Source organism: Oceanospirillum beijerinckii DSM 7166, from assembly GCF_000422425.1.
In the GTDB taxonomy this organism is placed as follows: Bacteria; Pseudomonadota; Gammaproteobacteria; order Pseudomonadales; family Halomonadaceae; genus Oceanospirillum; species Oceanospirillum beijerinckii.
The window spans coordinates 35,765-52,094 of sequence record NZ_AULT01000033.1 but is presented as its reverse complement, the minus strand read 5'-3'; the positions used below and the strand labels follow the sequence as shown (position 1 = coordinate 52,094).

At 50.0% G+C, this 16,330-nt stretch carries 13 protein-coding genes; 4 read left to right on the top strand and 9 right to left on the bottom strand.

Going from position 1 to position 16,330, the window contains the following annotated elements:
* Window positions 1–18: 18 nt before the first annotated feature.
* The gene (gene fabB / locus H579_RS0111035; protein ID WP_028300731.1) at window positions 19–1,236 is read right to left on the bottom strand and encodes a beta-ketoacyl-ACP synthase I; all 1,218 of its coding nucleotides are present in this window, start codon (window positions 1,234–1,236) and stop codon (window positions 19–21) included.
* A 17-nt stretch (window positions 1,237–1,253) separates the two neighbouring features.
* Window positions 1,254–1,769 carry a 3-hydroxyacyl-[acyl-carrier-protein] dehydratase FabA gene (gene fabA / locus H579_RS0111030; RefSeq protein WP_028300730.1) on the bottom strand — a complete coding sequence of 172 codons (516 nt, stop codon included), beginning with the start codon at window positions 1,767–1,769 and terminating at the stop codon, window positions 1,254–1,256.
* A 376-nt stretch (window positions 1,770–2,145) separates the two neighbouring features.
* Here fabA and H579_RS0111025 point away from each other — a divergent pair, with 376 nt between their 5' ends.
* Window positions 2,146–3,717 carry a methyl-accepting chemotaxis protein gene (locus H579_RS0111025; RefSeq protein ID WP_028300729.1) on the top strand — a complete coding sequence of 524 codons (1,572 nt, stop codon included), beginning with the start codon at window positions 2,146–2,148 and terminating at the stop codon, window positions 3,715–3,717.
* 80 nt (window positions 3,718–3,797) lie between these two features.
* On the opposite strand, the gene H579_RS0111020 is transcribed toward H579_RS0111025, so the two are convergent.
* The 4 genes from H579_RS0111020 to H579_RS0111005 form a co-directional block, all read right to left on the bottom strand.
* A complete protein-coding gene (locus H579_RS0111020; protein WP_028300728.1) occupies window positions 3,798–5,387 on the bottom strand; it encodes a cryptochrome/photolyase family protein in 1,590 nt (529 codons plus the stop codon).
* Window positions 5,388–5,418: 31 nt separating this feature from the next.
* Complete coding sequence (locus tag H579_RS27865) at window positions 5,419–6,336, bottom strand: MerR family transcriptional regulator (RefSeq protein ID WP_051227543.1); 918 nt, start codon at window positions 6,334–6,336, stop codon at window positions 5,419–5,421.
* A gap of 222 nt (window positions 6,337–6,558) precedes the next feature.
* Entirely contained in the window at window positions 6,559–7,539 is a 981-nt protein-coding gene (locus H579_RS0111010; RefSeq protein ID WP_036566089.1) for a YbgA family protein, read from the bottom strand.
* A gap of 117 nt (window positions 7,540–7,656) precedes the next feature.
* Complete coding sequence (locus H579_RS0111005; protein ID WP_036566086.1) at window positions 7,657–8,025, bottom strand: sirohydrochlorin chelatase; 369 nt, start codon at window positions 8,023–8,025, stop codon at window positions 7,657–7,659.
* Window positions 8,026–8,142: 117 nt separating this feature from the next.
* Here H579_RS0111005 and H579_RS0111000 point away from each other — a divergent pair, with 117 nt between their 5' ends.
* Complete coding sequence (locus tag H579_RS0111000; RefSeq protein WP_028300725.1) at window positions 8,143–9,033, top strand: TIGR01777 family oxidoreductase; 891 nt, start codon at window positions 8,143–8,145, stop codon at window positions 9,031–9,033.
* A 129-nt stretch (window positions 9,034–9,162) separates the two neighbouring features.
* Window positions 9,163–10,608: an HD-GYP domain-containing protein gene (locus H579_RS0110995; protein ID WP_028300724.1), complete on the top strand. Its 1,446-nt coding sequence runs from the start codon at window positions 9,163–9,165 to the stop codon at window positions 10,606–10,608.
* Window positions 10,609–10,694: 86 nt separating this feature from the next.
* Here H579_RS0110995 and rapA read toward each other — a convergent pair whose 3' ends face one another.
* The 3 genes from rapA to dsbG all read right to left on the bottom strand — a co-directional run bounded on the left by rapA (window position 10,695) and on the right by dsbG (window position 15,697).
* Window positions 10,695–13,556 carry an RNA polymerase-associated protein RapA gene (gene rapA / locus H579_RS0110990; protein ID WP_051227542.1) on the bottom strand — a complete coding sequence of 954 codons (2,862 nt, stop codon included), beginning with the start codon at window positions 13,554–13,556 and terminating at the stop codon, window positions 10,695–10,697.
* A 274-nt stretch (window positions 13,557–13,830) separates the two neighbouring features.
* Window positions 13,831–14,652: a TlpA disulfide reductase family protein gene (locus tag H579_RS0110985; RefSeq protein ID WP_028300722.1), complete on the bottom strand. Its 822-nt coding sequence runs from the start codon at window positions 14,650–14,652 to the stop codon at window positions 13,831–13,833.
* A 127-nt stretch (window positions 14,653–14,779) separates the two neighbouring features.
* On the bottom strand, window positions 14,780–15,697 hold the full coding sequence (gene dsbG, locus H579_RS0110980; protein WP_028300721.1) for a thiol:disulfide interchange protein DsbG: 918 nt from the start codon (window positions 15,695–15,697) through the stop codon (window positions 14,780–14,782).
* A 298-nt stretch (window positions 15,698–15,995) separates the two neighbouring features.
* Here dsbG and H579_RS0110975 point away from each other — a divergent pair, with 298 nt between their 5' ends.
* Complete coding sequence (locus H579_RS0110975; protein ID WP_028300720.1) at window positions 15,996–16,187, top strand: hypothetical protein; 192 nt, start codon at window positions 15,996–15,998, stop codon at window positions 16,185–16,187.
* The last annotated feature ends 143 nt before the right edge of the window (window positions 16,188–16,330 follow it).

Here is a 16,330-nt window from a genome sequence, read left to right as displayed (position 1 = left end):
CTTGAGTCACCGGATCACTTAGTCTTCGTAACGCTGCATGATCAGAGTGGCGTTGGTACCACCAAAACCAAAGCTGTTCGACATCACGCGGTTCAGTTTCACACCTTCACGCAGTTCCGTCACGATATCCAGGCCTTCGGCCTGTTCGTCCAGCTCTTCAACGTTAGCCGATGCAGTGATGAAATCATTTTCCATCATCAGCAGGCTGTAGATCGCTTCCTGTACACCGGTGGCACCCAGAGAGTGACCGGTCAGGGATTTAGTGGAACTCATCGCAGGGCTGTTGTCACCAAATACGGCACGTACCGCTTTCAGCTCGGCAACATCACCCACAGGGGTTGAGGTGCCGTGAGTATTGATGTAGTCAACACCGCCTTCAACCGTAGACAGCGCCTGTTCCATACAACGTTGTGCGCCTTCACCGGAAGGGGCAACCATGTCATAACCGTCAGACGTTGCACCGTAACCAACGACTTCAGCGTAGATTTTGGCACCACGGGCTTTAGCGTGTTCCAGCTCTTCCAGAACCAGCATACCGCCACCGCCTGCGATCACGAAACCATCACGGTTAGCATCGTAGGCACGGGAGGCCTTGTCAGGCGTCTCGTTGTATTTAGTCGACAGCGCGCCCATGGCACCAAACAGGCAGCTCAGGGTCCAGTGCTCTTCTTCACCGCCACCGGCAAAGATGATGTCCTGTTTACCCAGTTGGATCTGCTCAACACCAGCACCAATACAGTGAGCACTGGTGGCACAGGCGGATGAGATCGAGTAGTTTACGCCCTTGATCTTGAATGGCGTGGCCAGACAAGCAGACACGGTACTGCCCATGGTGCGGGTCACACGGTATGGCCCCACTCGACGCAGACCTTTTTCACGCAGAATATCGGCGGCTTCAACCTGATCGGCAGAAGATGCACCGCCGGAGCCTGCAATTAAGCCGGTGCGTACGTTAGAAACCTGCTCTTCAGTCAGACCAGAGTCTTCAATTGCCTGTTGCATGGACAGATAAGCGTAACCAGCGGCATCACCCATAAAGCGTTTCAGCTTACGGTCGATCAGTTCATCCAGATTGATATCTACAGAACCGGAAACGTGGCTGCGGAAACCGCGCTCTTTGTATTCTTCGTTAAACTTGATACCAGAGCGGCCCTGACGCAGGGAGTCCAGAACGGAGGCAATGTCATTACCCAGACAGGACACAATGCCCATACCGGTTACAACTACTCGTCTCATGATATGTCCTCTGAAATTTAGAAACTGTCTGTTGAGGTAAACAGACCTACACGCAGATCTTTGGCAGTGTAAATCTCACGACCGTCAACAGAAACGGAGCCGTCGGCAATGCCCAGGCACAGTTTGCGGGAGATCACACGCTTCATCGTAATCTTGTAAGTCACTTTTTTTGCGGTCGGCAGAATCTGGCCAGTGAATTTCACTTCACCGCTGCCCAAGGCGCGTCCTTTGCCTGGATTGCCCACCCAGCCAAGGAAAAAGCCAACCAGCTGCCACATCGCATCCAGGCCAAGACAGCCTGGCATGACAGGGTCGCCAGGGAAGTGGCAGTCGAAGAACCACAGATCCGGAGTGATATCCAGCTCTGCGATAATCTCGCCTTTGCCATGCTCACCACCATCATTGGTGATGCTGACAATACGGTCTAGCATGAGCATATTTGGTGCCGGTAACTGAGCATTACCCGGGCCAAACAGCTCCCCCTGGCTGCATTGCAGCAACTCTTCACGGTTGTACGAATTTTGCTTGGTCACAGAAAAAATCCAGTGTTTGTTATGTGTTTTCTGTTTGAAATAATCCGGCATAGTCTAAATCTTGTGAGGCTATATTGCACGTTTGCGAGGTCAATAAATCGGTTGATAGGCCGATATTAGCCATCTGAAGGGCGTTATTATCTGTCTACGACTGACTGGGAGGTTGAATTTTGTCGCAAATTCAACTTTCTGCAGTCTGGCGCAGAAACCTGCACCTAGGTAAGCTGATACCTATTTTTAACAATTGCGAAAACTTTGGCTCTTTGAGTGCGATGCTCACTACTCTACGTGTTTAAATAGCGATGATCCTGAGCGGCTGATAACCGTGGTCAATTAGGATAGAGATGAGTGCATCAGGGGCGGCAATAGGATAAGCATGAAGAAGAATCTGCCTATTACAGAAAACGAACGTCGTTTAAGTGATGATGCCCGTCTGGTATCCACGACTGATCTGAAGGGGATTACCACCTTTGCCAATGATGAGTTTTGTCAGATCAGTGGTTTTGACCGTGATGCGTTGTTAGGTAAAAACCATAATATTGTCCGACACCCGGATATGCCGCCTCTGGCCTTTGCGGACTTATGGTCCCGCATCAAGCAGGGCGAGTCCTGGATTGGTGCGGTAAAAAATCGTGCGATCAACGGTGACTATTACTGGGTCGATGCCTATGTTGCCCCCGTGTTTAAGGGTGACCAGGTGGTAGGGTATCAATCTGTTCGCGCCAAGCCCGATTCCGAGCTGGTGCGGCGTGCCGAGTCCGTTTATCAGGCAATCAATAAGGGCAAACAAACCGGTCCGAAAAAACGTCGCTCGGCGTTTACACAGACATTAGCCGCAACGCTGCTTATGACGCTGCTATCGCTGTTATGCGTATTCTTTATTGATGATAAGAACCTGCTGGCTTTTGCCATCGGGCTCTTAGGCTTCGCAGCTTTAGCTTGGCAAAACCTGCAGTTACAACCGTTGAAGCGTCTGTACTGTCGGGCACTATCGATTATCGATAATCCGGTGACACAACAGATCTATGCAGGCCGCATGGATGAAATTGGGGCTATTGATCTGGCCGTCACGATGCAACAGTCCCAGATCCGGACCTTCACAGGCCGGATCGATGAAGCCAGTAAAGGCCTGGCGGATGTGGCACAACAGGCGGAGGTGCAGATGAGTGCTTTTGCTCAGGCGATGGTCAGACAGGAACTGGAATTGGATGGATTGGTTTCTGGTGCTCATCAAGTGAGCGAAGGTTTCCATCAGGTAGAAACTGAGCTGCAAGAGATTAATGAGCTGATGCATTCAGTGGAAAACCAGGCTAACGAGGGGCGTCAGGCGGTCCAGGTGGGGGTTGACCAGGTCAGTGAGGTCAGTCAGGCGGTAGCCCAGGCGGCAGAGTCTATTCAGGTGCTGCAGGATGAATCGGATCAGGTCGCTGATACTGTACAGATGATTACTGATATTGCTGATCAAACCAATCTGCTGGCACTGAATGCGGCCATTGAAGCGGCCCGTGCTGGCGAACAAGGCCGGGGCTTTGCGGTAGTTGCCGACGAGGTGCGTAATTTAGCGGTGAAAACCCAGGGTGCCACTGTACAGATTGTTGAGCGTATTGAGCGTATTCGCCAACTGGTGGCAGAGTCGGTGCAGCAGATGGAGACCAGTCAGCAGAAGGCTCAGGACAGTGCGGATCGCATTGTGAAGGCCGGTGATACCCTGCAATCCGTTGTTGATGCCGTACTGGCAGCAACTGAACGCAGTGATCGTATTGCTCAGCAAGTCTCCGCTCAGGTTAAAGCCACGGATGAGATGGATGACAATATCGGCCAGTTACGGGATCTGGCTCACGGCACTCAAGAGGTGTCTCAGGCATCGGCAGAGTCTAATCATCGCCTGGCGGCAGAGATTGCCGAACTGGACTCCCTGCTAAAAGCACTGAACCAGGGTAAAGGCTAGATAGAGCGACAACTGGACACCATTGAACTAAAGCAGACCAGTGTGCTGATCTGCTTTAATTTAATGGTTTTTGATGGCTCTTATAACGCCTTAAAAGCGCTTAACATACGCTCACGTGCTTCCGAAAGGTCTACCATAGGTGAGGGATAGCCCTGCACATAACCTTTGGGCTGAATTCTCTGCTTAGCAGGCAGTTTTTCCAGCTCTGGCACATAGCGCGCGATAAACGTGCCCTTAGCATCAAAGCGTTCCGCCTGTCGATAAGGGCTCAATAAACGGAAATAGGGCACCGCATCGGTGCCTGTTGAGGCCGCCCACTGCCAACCGCCATTATTCGACGCCAGATCACCGTCCACCAGATGCTGCATAAACCAGCGTTCGCCGTGTCGCCAATCGATCAATAGATATTTACTCAGAAATACCGCCGTTAGCATACGCAGGCGGTTATGCATCCAGCCGGTCTCCAGCAGTTGCCTCATGGCCGCATCCACTAGCGGAAATCCGGTTTTACCTTGTTGCCAACGTTCTAAGCCTTCCTGATCATCCCGCCAGACAAGGGCTTGGGTCTGAGTCTTAAAAGGTTGATAACGACACAGCTGGGGATACAGCACCAGCAGATGGCGGTAAAATTCCCGCCATAGCAGTTCATCCCGCCAGCGTCCGGCAGATTCCGCACTGCCCGGCTCGGTCACCAGTACTCTCAGAGTTTCTTGCCAGCACAGTTTCATGGATAGTTTACCGGCGGCTTGCAGAGCCGACAGCTGACTGGTTCCTGATCGATCAGAGGGAATATCCCGGCTGTGGGCATAGCGCCCGATACCATCCTGGCAGAATTGATTCAGCTGAGTAATCGCCTGTCGTTCAGAACAAGGCCACTGCTGTTGTATCGGATCGGATGAATAAGCCTGAGGCTGGAAAAAGCGGTAGCACTGTATCTGGTTGCTAACCTCATTGTGATTATTACCAGTATAACTACTTGCTTGTCCTGCATTTTCTAGCGTTTGTATCAGCTGTTGCTCCAGTGGCAAAGCGCTCGATTGTCTGATTGATGCAGTGGGGTTAGGCGCGTCTATATTAGAGGTGGCTGGGTTAACTGCTTCTTTCGGGATACTGGAAACGAGTTGCACCGGGTTCTGTTCCAGAGATTGCAGTGCTCGTTTACGAAAAGCGGAGTAGACCCGATAAGGTGTACCATCATTTTTCAGCAATTGGCCCATGGGAATCAGGCTTTGATCATGGAAGAACTGGCAGTGAATATCCAGATTTAAGGCCTGCTGCTCCAACTGATAATCACGCTGGCGCTCATTAAACTCCGGCTCTTCATTGGCAAAAATATGCTTACAGTTCAACTGCTGACACAGCTGAATGAGCAGTGCTTGCTGACACTGAAAGTCGTCACAGTCCAGTGTTAACAAAGGGATATTATATTCTGCCAGACACTGTTTCAGGTCCAATAAACAGCGCTCAACAAAACGCTGCTTATTATACCCCCAGTCGTGCTGCTGCCACTGCCGTTGTGGGCGAAGAAAGCAAGCGATTAACTCAGCATTGTGCAAGCCCTGTTGCCTGACATCAATCAGGGCCTGATATGCACTCCACAGTGCGGGGTTGTCATGCACTCTTAGATCGGAGCGAAACCAAACTAAAATACGTTGGGGGTGATGAGTCATAAAAATATCCTATGCTTGGATTGCTCCAGCCTCAGCTTAGTTTCAGCTGTTCCAATACAGTTAACCAATCGGAATCCACACGCCATTGTTTATCCGTCAGTTGCTCCTGCGGCAATGCACTGGCAGGGCCTGATAGATAGCAAGGAAAGGACAGGCTATTAACCTGTTGCTGTTCGCGGGCTTTCAGTTTAGGTAGTCTGTCATTGCTAAAAAGCAGTAGCCCTGAGATTGCTTGCTGCTCCGACATCAGATGCAGTAATGACCAGCTGGGTAACTGCTCCAGGGTAATGACTGGAATGTTGCGATCGATACACGCCAGCACTGCCAGCCAGGGCAGAATTTGCGGTTGCTGTGAAGGCCGTTGTGTAATCAAAAGCTTGTGCTGCTGCTGACCAGGAGGCTGTCGATGCAGCATACGGGCACCGGCGCGACTGCGCAGATAGCCCTCCAGCTGTGTTTCAGCCAGCATGCGCCGCTCGCTATCACTTTGCTGGTTCAGCCAATCCATTAGTGGTAGCCAAAAAAAGCGCACCAAGAGTGAAACCGGATAAATTGCGCCAATCTGATTAACGGTTTGGTCAAAGCGCGATATCTGACCGTGTAGTAACGCTGAGCAAGCCTCATTCAGCGTTGGCTGCCAATCGGTTGTTGAATCGCTGCTGTCTGACGGGGCCTGGGTCAGAGACTGAGTGTCTTCCAACAAGGGCTTTACCTGACTCACCGCAACGCCACGATTCAACCACTGTTGGATCTGAATAATACGTTCTACATCTTTCTGGCGGTACAGGCGGTGTCCTTTGGGGGTTCTGAGTGGCGTTAATAAACCGTATCGGCGCTCCCAGGCCCTCAGGGTTACCGGATTGACTCCGGTTTTTTCCGCCACATCCCGAATCGGCATACTGGATTGTGGCGCAGGAGTTTCGGGTATTTCGATCGCGGATTCAGTCATAGGAATACGGCTCTTTCTTATCTTTGTGCAGGAGTAGCCAGAAGCAGAGTGATCGCGCAGGCTTACTCTTTGTCCTCTGGCACTTTTTTCTTTGGCATTTTATTTTTTGCACTGCCTATGACCTTGGCAGCGTATGTATTGCAGTTATTGGGTATTCAGTCAGGAAACTGAATAAAGCGCTCCAGGCTACTCATTAATCGCTAAAAACTATTTGTTGAGTACTCAAGGCTGCTCATTAATCGCTAAAGGCTCTGGATAAGGAAATAGATAACGATAGTTACCGCTATAATCACAACCATGTACCTGAAACAGATGGCGCATCAGTACCAGCGGGGCAATCAGAGGCAGGGCTCCGGTGCGATATTGGTCGATAGTCTGACTCAATAACCGGCGTTCTCTACTGGCCAGGAAGCGTTTCAGGTAGCCCTGCATATGCATCAGCACATTGGTATGATTTTTCCGGCTGGCGGGTTGCTTCAGAATCGCCATAAACTTCGGCAGATACTGTTCAGCTTTTTGTTCAATATTTTCTTTATCTACACCCGCCAACCAAGCGCCCAGGTCCCGATAGCCCTGTTGATTATGAGCCATCAGAATCGGTTTGTACTGAGTATGAAACTCGATCAGCTTGCCCGGAGTCATGCCTTCCTGCTGGATCTGTTGCCAGGTACTGTAGGCAAAAACACGGGTTAAAAAGCTTTCCCTCAGGATAGGGTCATTCAGGCGACCCACCTCTTCAACCGGCAGTGACGGATAACGTTCCAGTAGTTTCTCAGCAAAGACGCCACTTCTACGCACATCCGACAGATGACCATTTGTACGATAGACCTTTACACGTTCCATGCCGCAGCTGGGTGATTTGCCCAGCAGAATATAACCGCCCAGATGGGGCAGGCGCTCCACAGCCCGTTCGCTAAATTGAGTCAAGGCTTCGGTATAGTCATCTCCGGTGCGATTGCCCTCAACACGTACGCCCAGTTCTTCCCGATCAACCAAACGGATCGCTTCACGGGGGGTCCCCATACCGGTACCCATCTCAGGGCAGACCGGTACAAAGTTCACAAATTGGCCCAGAGTATCGGTGCAGAAGCGGGATTGCTTATGCCCGCCATCAAAACGCACCTTGTCACCTAACAGGCATTGGCTAATGCCAATCTGAATATCACGTTGTGGAAAATCCCACTGTTCAACAGTCTGATTCATGGCTCTGTCCCTCGACAAAATGGGTCATGTATTGGCCTGATTTGTTCGTTACTCACTCCAAGCGCTGAATTTATTATTGTACATAAAAAATAATTTGTACAAGTTTTATTTTCACGCTTACATGTCCTGAATCAACTCAGTCAGGGTTTGAGTCATTTTAGGATGCAGTCCAATAGGGCCTTGCAGATGAATCGACAGCTGCGGGTACTTCCGGGCCAGCTCTTCGATCTGTTGAGGTACATCATGACGCAAATGGCGACCTGCCGAGAAAAACAGTGGAATAATCTCTAGCTGTTGGTATTGCTGACTATCAACCTGTGCAACAACTTCTTCCAGACTAGGCGAGCACAGCTCCATAAAAGCCAGATAAACCGGGTTGCTCTGATTTTCAATAATCTGTTGAGTCAGTTGATGAAAGGGTTCCTGCCAACGAGGGTCACGGCTGCCATGAGCCAGTAGAACAAGAACTTTTTTTTGCTGTTGCATAATCGGCTCGCAAATAGATGACGTAAAAAGTTATACAAAATAGTTATTGTGAATAATACTTGAATACAGGCACGCTGTATTTATTCCGGTTTTGAGACTGCTGTAAGGGAGAAGATCATGCATATTTTGATTACCGGTGGTACAGGATTTATTGGTAAGGCTCTCTGTCGCCAGCTCATCACCCAAGGCCATACGCTATACGTAGTAAGCCGACGTCCAGATCAGGTTAATGAAGTATTGGGGCATACTGTCAATGCTGCTACTGACCCTTTTGGTTGGCTGGGCCAAGCGATGGATGCAGTAATCAATCTGGCCGGTGCACCTATTGCTGATGCCCGCTGGAGTGAGAAGCGCAAACAGTTGCTGATGAATAGCCGCTTAGGGCCCACCCGCCAGCTGGTGAGCTATATCGAGCAAGCCGATCATAAACCCAGGGTGATGATCAGTGGTTCTGCTATTGGCTACTATGGCGCCCATGGCAGTGAAAAGGTATCTGAAGATAGCAGTTGCCACGATGAGTTTGCCCATCGCTTGTGCCTGGCCTGGGAGGCTGAAGCTATGGCGGCAGAAAAACATGGGGTACGAGTCTGTATTCTGCGCACAGGTCTGGTATTGGAAGCCGATGGAGGACTATTAGCCCGCTTGTTGCCGCCTTTTAAAATGGGACTGGGTGGACGTATGGGTAACGGTAATCACTATATGCCGTGGATTCATCGCCAGGATCTGCTCAATATCATCTATTTTCTGATGCAACGGGAAGACCTGAGCGGGGCTTTTAATGGCACAGCACCAACACCTGTACGCAATGGGACTTTCAGCCGAATCCTGGCAGGCACATTAAAAAGACCTCTGTTGATGCCTCTGCCGGCCTTTACTCTTCGCCTTGTCTTTGGTGAGATGTCTGAGATGCTATTGACCGGAGCCAGGGTTGTGCCTGAACGTTTACTGCAAAATGGCTTTGAATTTCAATACAAAACACTGCGTCCTGCATTACAACAAATTCTTTAACAGACTGTAATTTCTACACCTAGACAGTGTTCTGTATATTTGAAAATACTTAGTTTTTGTTATCATGCTGTATTCATGTTAGGACATAAACACACACTGAACCGGGTTCAGTGCATTAAGGGTGCCTGAATGTCGGAAGAGACCAGCGATTATCAACCGAATCAGACTGACGAATACGTCAATCATCTGGCTGAGGTTAAAGATACTAATCCCACCACTGCATCGGAAGATATTTATAACGATCAGGGGGTTTTGCTGCTCAGTAAAGGCTCTGTTATTACCAAACGAGTTGCCGGGCACCTGATACACCATCAGCTAAAAAAAGAACTGGATCAGTCGATAGTCGTAGCCAATACCTTGACGGTATACGATGTGCTGAACCAGACCTTAGAGCTGGTTGAAAGTGAACCTGATCTGCGGTTATTACATAGCCATGCAGACTTTGAAGTCACTCTGCGCCAACTGTTGTTTAATAAGCCGATACCGTCCCAAATATTGCAGCGCCTAACGGTTATGAGCCGGGTAATGCCTCTGGTATACCAGCGGAGCCTGTTCTGCAGCTGGCTGGTACCTCTGCTGTGCAAGCTGATGGGGCATCATTACAACACCTATTTCTCTGCATTTTCTGCAGGTTTGGCGCACGATATTGGCCTAATGCATATCCCTGTCGAAGCCGCTACTGCCACTCAGGATTTAACGAAACAACAGTGGCGAGCCTTAAAAACACACCCGATTGTGGCTCGTATGATCCTGGAGAGTCGCAATATTTACAGTGACGACATGCTCAATGCCGTTGCCGATCATCACGAGCGCTGTGACCGCTCGGGTTACCCAGCTTATAAAGCCAGCCAACAAGTGAATCAATTGGCTCAGATTCTGAGTATGAGTGATCAGCTGTTTAAGCTCTATTTTGACCCCGAGCGGGGACAGAAGTCCGCTCATGAGTGGATCTCTTATCTGGAAATTAATTTGGGAACCTTTGGCAGTGCCAGTGAGTTCATGCTGGCATTACTTAAAAAGCCGGATATAGCTGATCGGCTTAGCGTTCAAGAGAAAACGCCTGTTGAACTGGAAACAGTGGCAAAAGAAAACAGCCAGATAGCACGACTGTTCGATTGCATCAGAGACCTGGATGAGATTGCAGGGCATTACCCTCGTGTGAAAATTGCCCGAGGCGTCAGCGAAACCATTTCGCAATTAAACTGGGTCAAAGATTCGGCAGGGCTTGGCTCTGATCACCTGAGTGAATGGCTAACCTGGAGCAAAGACAATCCAGAAGATAGCAGCGAAGCAGAACTGTCAGAGATCCACAATCTGCTTCAGGGGTTACGTTGGCGCTTTCGTCGATTATGGCGCTTAGCTGTAGAACTCTACTGGAGCGATAAACTTGAAGCGAAGCATCAGGCCCAGATCAAAAAACAGTTTGACGCTATGAGTGCGCTCTTGCCTAACCTATGTTTTGATCTGGATGGTTCTAAGCAAGCGGCTGCTAGCTCTGACGGTGCTAAGACTGATGAGGCTAAAGCAGGCTCTAATGAGCCACCTGCTGAACAAGCCCCTACTACAGAAGGCTAGTCCTGAGTGAAGACAATGAGGGCTTACTTCAAAAACATTAAATGAATAAAAAACGCCTGCAATAGCAGGCGTTTTTTTATCAGAGATTAAGCCGTCACAATAATCACACGAATACCTTCGATATTGATACGGGCATTTTCTAATGCCTGAGCCACCGACAGATACTCCATCTCCAGAGCCTTGACTTCGATATCCCGCACCGATGGATTCACCTCTTGCAACGCTTTGATACGCTGCAATTCAGGATAGAGCAGTGCCTGCATATTCAGCTGTGCCTGCTCGATAATCGTCGGCAGGTGATCGTTAGCCAGCTCTTCGGCTTTATCCGCCAGCGTACGAATCTGCTCCTGACGCAATTTAACAACCTCACGGGCGGTCGCTTTTTTCAGTTTATCCAGTTTTGGCGCTAAACCTTCAAAACTCACCTTGGCGGCCAGGTTGTTACCACGCTCATCCAGTAGGAAGCGAAGCGTGCTTGGTGGCAGGTAGCGGCCAATATGTAGATGTTTCGGCGCACTGCATTGAACGCTGGCGATCACTTCCAGCAGCAGAGTGCCTTCCGGCAGCGCCTTGGTTTTAAAGATACTGACCGCGCTGTTGCCTAGGCTACCCTGCACAATCTGCTCCTGCAGGGTTTGCACAAATGGATGCTCATGACTGAAGAACTGCAACTCTTCACGTACCAGAGCGACATCACGATGGGTGGTCATGGAGAAACCATCCTCGTGATCCAGACCCGGCAGATCGGAGTTCAGCATATGTTCACCTGGGGTCAGGTGCCAGCTGGTTGGGCTGGTTTCTTCACTGTTCACACCAAAGATATCCAGTGCGGTTTCCAGCCACTGCTGCATCGCTTCTGGATCATCCTGGGCTTCAATCTCATTCACCAGTTCAGCCGCTGCCTGTGGACGGCAGGCGTTACGCTCCAGCAGGCGGTCACGACCGGCCTGCATCGCTTCATTCAGCTCATCACGACGTTGCTGGGTTTGTGTCATCAGAGCTTCAAGGGCGCTGGCATTTTGTGCCAGAATCGCTTCTTCCAGCGATTGACCAAATTCGGCAAACAGGGCAGAACCAGCAGGGCAAGGGGCGCTAAAGGCATCCAGTCCCTGGTTGTACCATTGCAGCATATGCGCCTGCCCCGTACCGGCAAAATAAGGTACATGAATCTGAATATCGTGTTGCTGACCAATACGATCCAGACGACCGATACGCTGCTCCAACAGGTCCGGGTTAGCCGGTAGATCAAACAGCACCAAGTGACGGGCAAACTGGAAGTTACGGCCTTCACTACCGATCTCGGAACAGATCAGTACCGGAGGACCCGCTTCGTGATCAGCAAACCAGGCCGCCGCTCGATCACGCTCCAGAATACTCAGACCTTCATGGAAAGCCGGAGCATGAATACCTGTGGCTTCTTTTAGTGCATTGGATAATGTCAGAGCCGACTCCGCACTGTGACAGATCAACAGGGTTTTATCGATATCGTTTTCATGCAGGTGATCCAGTAACCAGTTAAAGCGCGGATCAAACTCACACCAGGTATCGTGCAGAATACCCGGCAGACTGCTTTCCGGTGCCAGGTGGGCCTTAAAACCACCGGTATTCAGTGGTGCACGATACTGAGAGGGCAGTTCCAGCTCATAGGTGTGCAGCTCACGCTGTTTAAAGCCTGTGACCGTATCACGGGTGTTACGGAACAGTACCCGACCCGTACCATGGCGATCCAACAGTTGATCCTGCAGCTGACTGCGCGCGGACTGTTTCTGTTCGTCGTCGGCTTCTGCCTGACTCAGCAGCTCCAGCAGTGCCTGGGCATCGCTCTCGGGTAACAGCTCTTTGAGTTGAGCAACTTCAGTGTCAGACAGGGTATCCTGATCCAGCATCTCCAGCGCCTGCGCAATGGGTTGATACTGTTGTTCTTCCTGCTCAAATTCCTCAAAGCTGTTATAACGCTCGGGATCTAACAGGCGCAAGCGGGCAAAGTGGCTACCCTTGCCCAGCTGCTCAGGCGTTGCAGTCAGCAGTAACAGCCCTGGGGTATCCAGAGCAAGGCTTTCAATACAGGTGTAGGCTTGGCTGGGCGCCTCTTCGCTCCACTCCAGGTGGTGGGCTTCATCCACCACCAGCAGATCCCATTCTGCAGCAACGGCCTGTTGCTGCAGCTCTGGGTGGTCGGTCAGTAGCTCCAGGCTACAAATCACCAGCTGCGCCTGTTCAAAGGCGTTCTGCCCTGGATACTGAGCGCAACGTTCATAGTCGTACAGGCTGAACTTCAGATTGAAACGACGCAGCATCTCGACCAGCCATTGGTTTTGCAGCGACTCCGGCACCACGATCAGTACACGCTCTGCACGGCCACTCAGTAACTGCTGATGCAGAATCAGGCCAGCCTCAACGGTTTTCCCCAAGCCAACTTCATCAGCCAGCAGTACCCGTGGCGCATAACGGCTGGCCACGGAGTGTGCGATATAGAGCTGGTGTGGAATCAGTGCCATACGGGCACCGCTCAGGCCACGAATCGTGGAGTGATTCAGACGATCCTGATCCAGCAGGGTGCGGTATCTCAGATTAAACCAGTCATTACGGTCGATCTGACCGGTTAACAGACGGTCCTTAGCCTTATGGAAACGAATATGGTTGTTGAGCAGCGCTTCGCTCATCTCTTCAGGTGTGCCATCCTGTTTGACGCCCAGATAGACCAGCAGGCCGTTATCCTCTTCTACCTCTGTGACCGTCAGCATCCAGCCTTCGTGATGCTCAATCTGATCTCCAATAGCAAAAGCAACGCGGGTCAGGGGGGCAGTGCGGGTGGAGTAAACCCGGGTTTCACCGGAAGCTTGAAACAGTACGGTTACACTACGGGCATCACAGGTCAGAATAGTTCCTAAACCTAAATCACTTTCCGCGTCACTGATCCAACGTTGTCCGGGGATATAAGGCAGCATGTACACCTCTGAAAAAAATGGCTTGGGGGCAAAAAAGGGGCGATATCTTAGCGGATTTGAGAGTTAATCCCTAGTCTCATTTAGGGATTTTTCACCGCGAGACTATTCTGAAAAAGCCTTGATAAGTACGTCGATAAAAGCCACTCCTAAAACATCAACTCAGGTATTGTAAAAGCGTCAACAGAAGTCTCAGCAAAAATCTCCTTGCAGTGTATGCCTAAATTCCATTTTGTGCCGACTTACATATCAATGGCAGGCAAAGCGACAGGCGTGCTTATTGAATCTGCTGCGCCATCGCCTGCAAACGGGCCGGATTGAGTTCACCGATATGGCTATCAATCAATCGCCCCTGATTAAATGCCAGGGTTACCGGCAAACCCGGAGCATTGAAATGCTGCATCAGTTGCTGATTGGGGTCCAGCACTAGCATATTATCCGGTAACGCCAGATCAGGGTTATTCCGCACAAAGTTTTCAACAGTGATGCTGGATTCTCCGGCATTGACTAACCAGACCGTTAACTCCGGGTTTTGCTGAGCAAAGTAAACCAGTGCAGGCATCTCACGCAAGCAGGGCGCACACCAGCTGGCCCATAAATTGATGATCAACGGCTGTTTCTGTTTACTCAGATTAACCGCCTGCCCCTGTAGGGTTGGCAACTGGATGTCAGGCAGGTTTTGTACCTGATCGCGATCCAGAGGTTGCCAGAGCTTTAAACCAGCCCAAACAACAACAGCAACCAACAATATAGCTGATGCTGCACCGAGAGCTTTAGGTTGGGTTTTAAAATGCATCAGTGTGACCACTCCAGCAGTGATTAGCGCAGCGGTCAGTGAGTAACCGGGCTGCCAGAAATAAAGAATGCTCAACCAGTCGTAGCTAAAAGCCGATGGGTCTTGAGCAACAAAAGCTAAACGGGCGGCCACGAGGCCATACCAGAAACAGTGCTGTGCCCAGCGTGAGAAATCCAACTCAGTATCCGAGGATCGGAACGCCCTATTCAGCCCTTCTGCAAACAGAAAAAATATCAACATAGCCCCTATCAGATAAAGACGATCTGTTGATAACATCAAAGGCCCAAGACTGATTGCACCCATAATTGACTTATTCCCGTTTTATACCCGCTATAAAGCCGGGCAAGCATTACGCCCCAATTAGGGCTTGGCTGAGTTTTAATCTATCTCAGTTTAATCCCTATCCCAACCCTTACCCCTGGAACCGGACCTAGCGAAAGCGGGCCAACTCAGGTGCTTTTTGTGGCTGCTCTTTCTGCCCTGTCATCTCAGCAAAGGTCGCCAGCTTAGGCATACCGCTATAGCTTTGCAGCTGTTGTTCACTATCCAGCCAAACGAATGCAGGTGTCCCCTGTAGAGCAAAACGCTTCATCAGTTGCATATTAAAACTCAGGGCCTGTTCACTCTCTATGCCGATCCCCTCTTCAGGAATAGGTAATATTTCCTGTTGCATCATAACGGCCCTCAATGAATGTTCCGGCTGTTCTGACTGCAGTAAAGCAGTTGCTTTTATGCGGCTGTCCGGTTGCAGATAAGCCACAGGAATCCAACGGATCTCAGCGCCTTGCTGTTGATAGACCTCCAACGCCTGCCAGGCAAACTGACAGTAAGGGCAGTTGGGATCAAAAAAAACATACAGTACCGAATTATCGCTACCACCTGCGCCTTGGCTCTTAGCCTTGCGCTCCTGGAGTTCACTCTTCTGAGCAATGCTATAAGCTTGCGCCAGCAAAGCAAAATCAGCCTCAGGCAGATAACGTTTAGTGTAAAACTCAGAGAGGTTATTACCCTTATGATCCAGTAGAGTACCCGTAATCAGGGTTTTCCCATCTGCAGTGGTATACACCAGTGTATGGTTGTCCTCTCGACTCAACACCCAGCCTGTCAGACCAGATTGTGCTGAAAACTGCTGGCTGACACTGATACCGGGAACCAGAATGCGCTTAAGTGCATCTGGCAGACGATAAGTACTGGATTGATTCTGTTCAGCCTCTGCAGACTGATCCACCGATAAAGCCTGTTTATCCTGTTCTTCCGTTAGAGTATCGGCAGAGATATTGGCATAGGCTGGGGTCATTGATACCAGGCCCAAGGTTAACAGCCAGAAAAGAGTCGTTTTATAAAACATTCCGTCGCCATTTTTGACTAAATAAAAGCAAGAATTGTAAACGATTTGAAATCAGAACACATGGAGACCTGAAAATTCCCCCAACGGTGTATTTTACGCCCTGTAAGGTAATAAGCTCTATGAAACAAACAGATCTCACTAGGTGTAACAGTAAGCACGCCAATAGCAATATATCTGGCCTATCCGTCCTTCCCGACCCGCGTCTGGACAGGGTAAGGGTATCAAGGTCGAAAAAACTTTGTGCTGGTGCTTAAGAAGAAACAAGAGTTCAACGCAAGATAGAAGGTGGGAAAAGTAGATGCAGGATAACTTGCGCTTGCTGGCCGTGTTCAGTCAGCTATTAGGCTTTATCATTATATTTCTAATGCGCACCTATGAGGTGGACAGCTTCTGGCAGGGCTGTGTATTAGTCTTAATGCTGTTAAGCGCCTTTTCGATCTGGTTGATCCGCCAGTATCGCAAAAATAAGCGCCTGAAAGATAAAGAGTAGTTTTCTATCTGATCGTACGGTTGATAGAATCCGCTCATACTTGAGGTCCCTGTTACGGTTCAGCTCTGCTTGGCTACCCGTTATCAGATCGACCCGACAATAAAATAACGAATACCAAGACAAAGCACGAAACTACGATATTT

Bases quoted from the DNA above. Each gene is read 5' to 3' on its own strand.
- H579_RS0111025 (WP_028300729.1), top strand. From the start codon at position 2,146: ATGAAGAAGAATCTGCCTATTACAGAAAACGAACGTCGTTTAAGTGAT.
- fabB (WP_028300731.1), bottom strand. From the start codon at position 1,236: ATGAGACGAGTAGTTGTAACCGGTATGGGCATTGTGTCCTGTCTGGGT.
- rapA (WP_051227542.1), bottom strand. From the start codon at position 13,556: ATGCTGCCTTATATCCCCGGACAACGTTGGATCAGTGACGCGGAAAGT.
- H579_RS0110975 (WP_028300720.1), top strand. From the start codon at position 15,996: ATGCAGGATAACTTGCGCTTGCTGGCCGTGTTCAGTCAGCTATTAGGC.
- H579_RS0111000 (WP_028300725.1), top strand. From the start codon at position 8,143: ATGCATATTTTGATTACCGGTGGTACAGGATTTATTGGTAAGGCTCTC.
- H579_RS0110985 (WP_028300722.1), bottom strand. From the start codon at position 14,652: ATGGGTGCAATCAGTCTTGGGCCTTTGATGTTATCAACAGATCGTCTT.
- H579_RS27865 (WP_051227543.1), bottom strand. From the start codon at position 6,336: ATGACTGAATCCGCGATCGAAATACCCGAAACTCCTGCGCCACAATCC.
- H579_RS0110995 (WP_028300724.1), top strand. From the start codon at position 9,163: ATGTCGGAAGAGACCAGCGATTATCAACCGAATCAGACTGACGAATAC.
- H579_RS0111010 (WP_036566089.1), bottom strand. From the start codon at position 7,539: ATGAATCAGACTGTTGAACAGTGGGATTTTCCACAACGTGATATTCAG.
- H579_RS0111005 (WP_036566086.1), bottom strand. From the start codon at position 8,025: ATGCAACAGCAAAAAAAAGTTCTTGTTCTACTGGCTCATGGCAGCCGT.
- dsbG (WP_028300721.1), bottom strand. From the start codon at position 15,697: ATGTTTTATAAAACGACTCTTTTCTGGCTGTTAACCTTGGGCCTGGTA.
- H579_RS0111020 (WP_028300728.1), bottom strand. From the start codon at position 5,387: ATGACTCATCACCCCCAACGTATTTTAGTTTGGTTTCGCTCCGATCTA.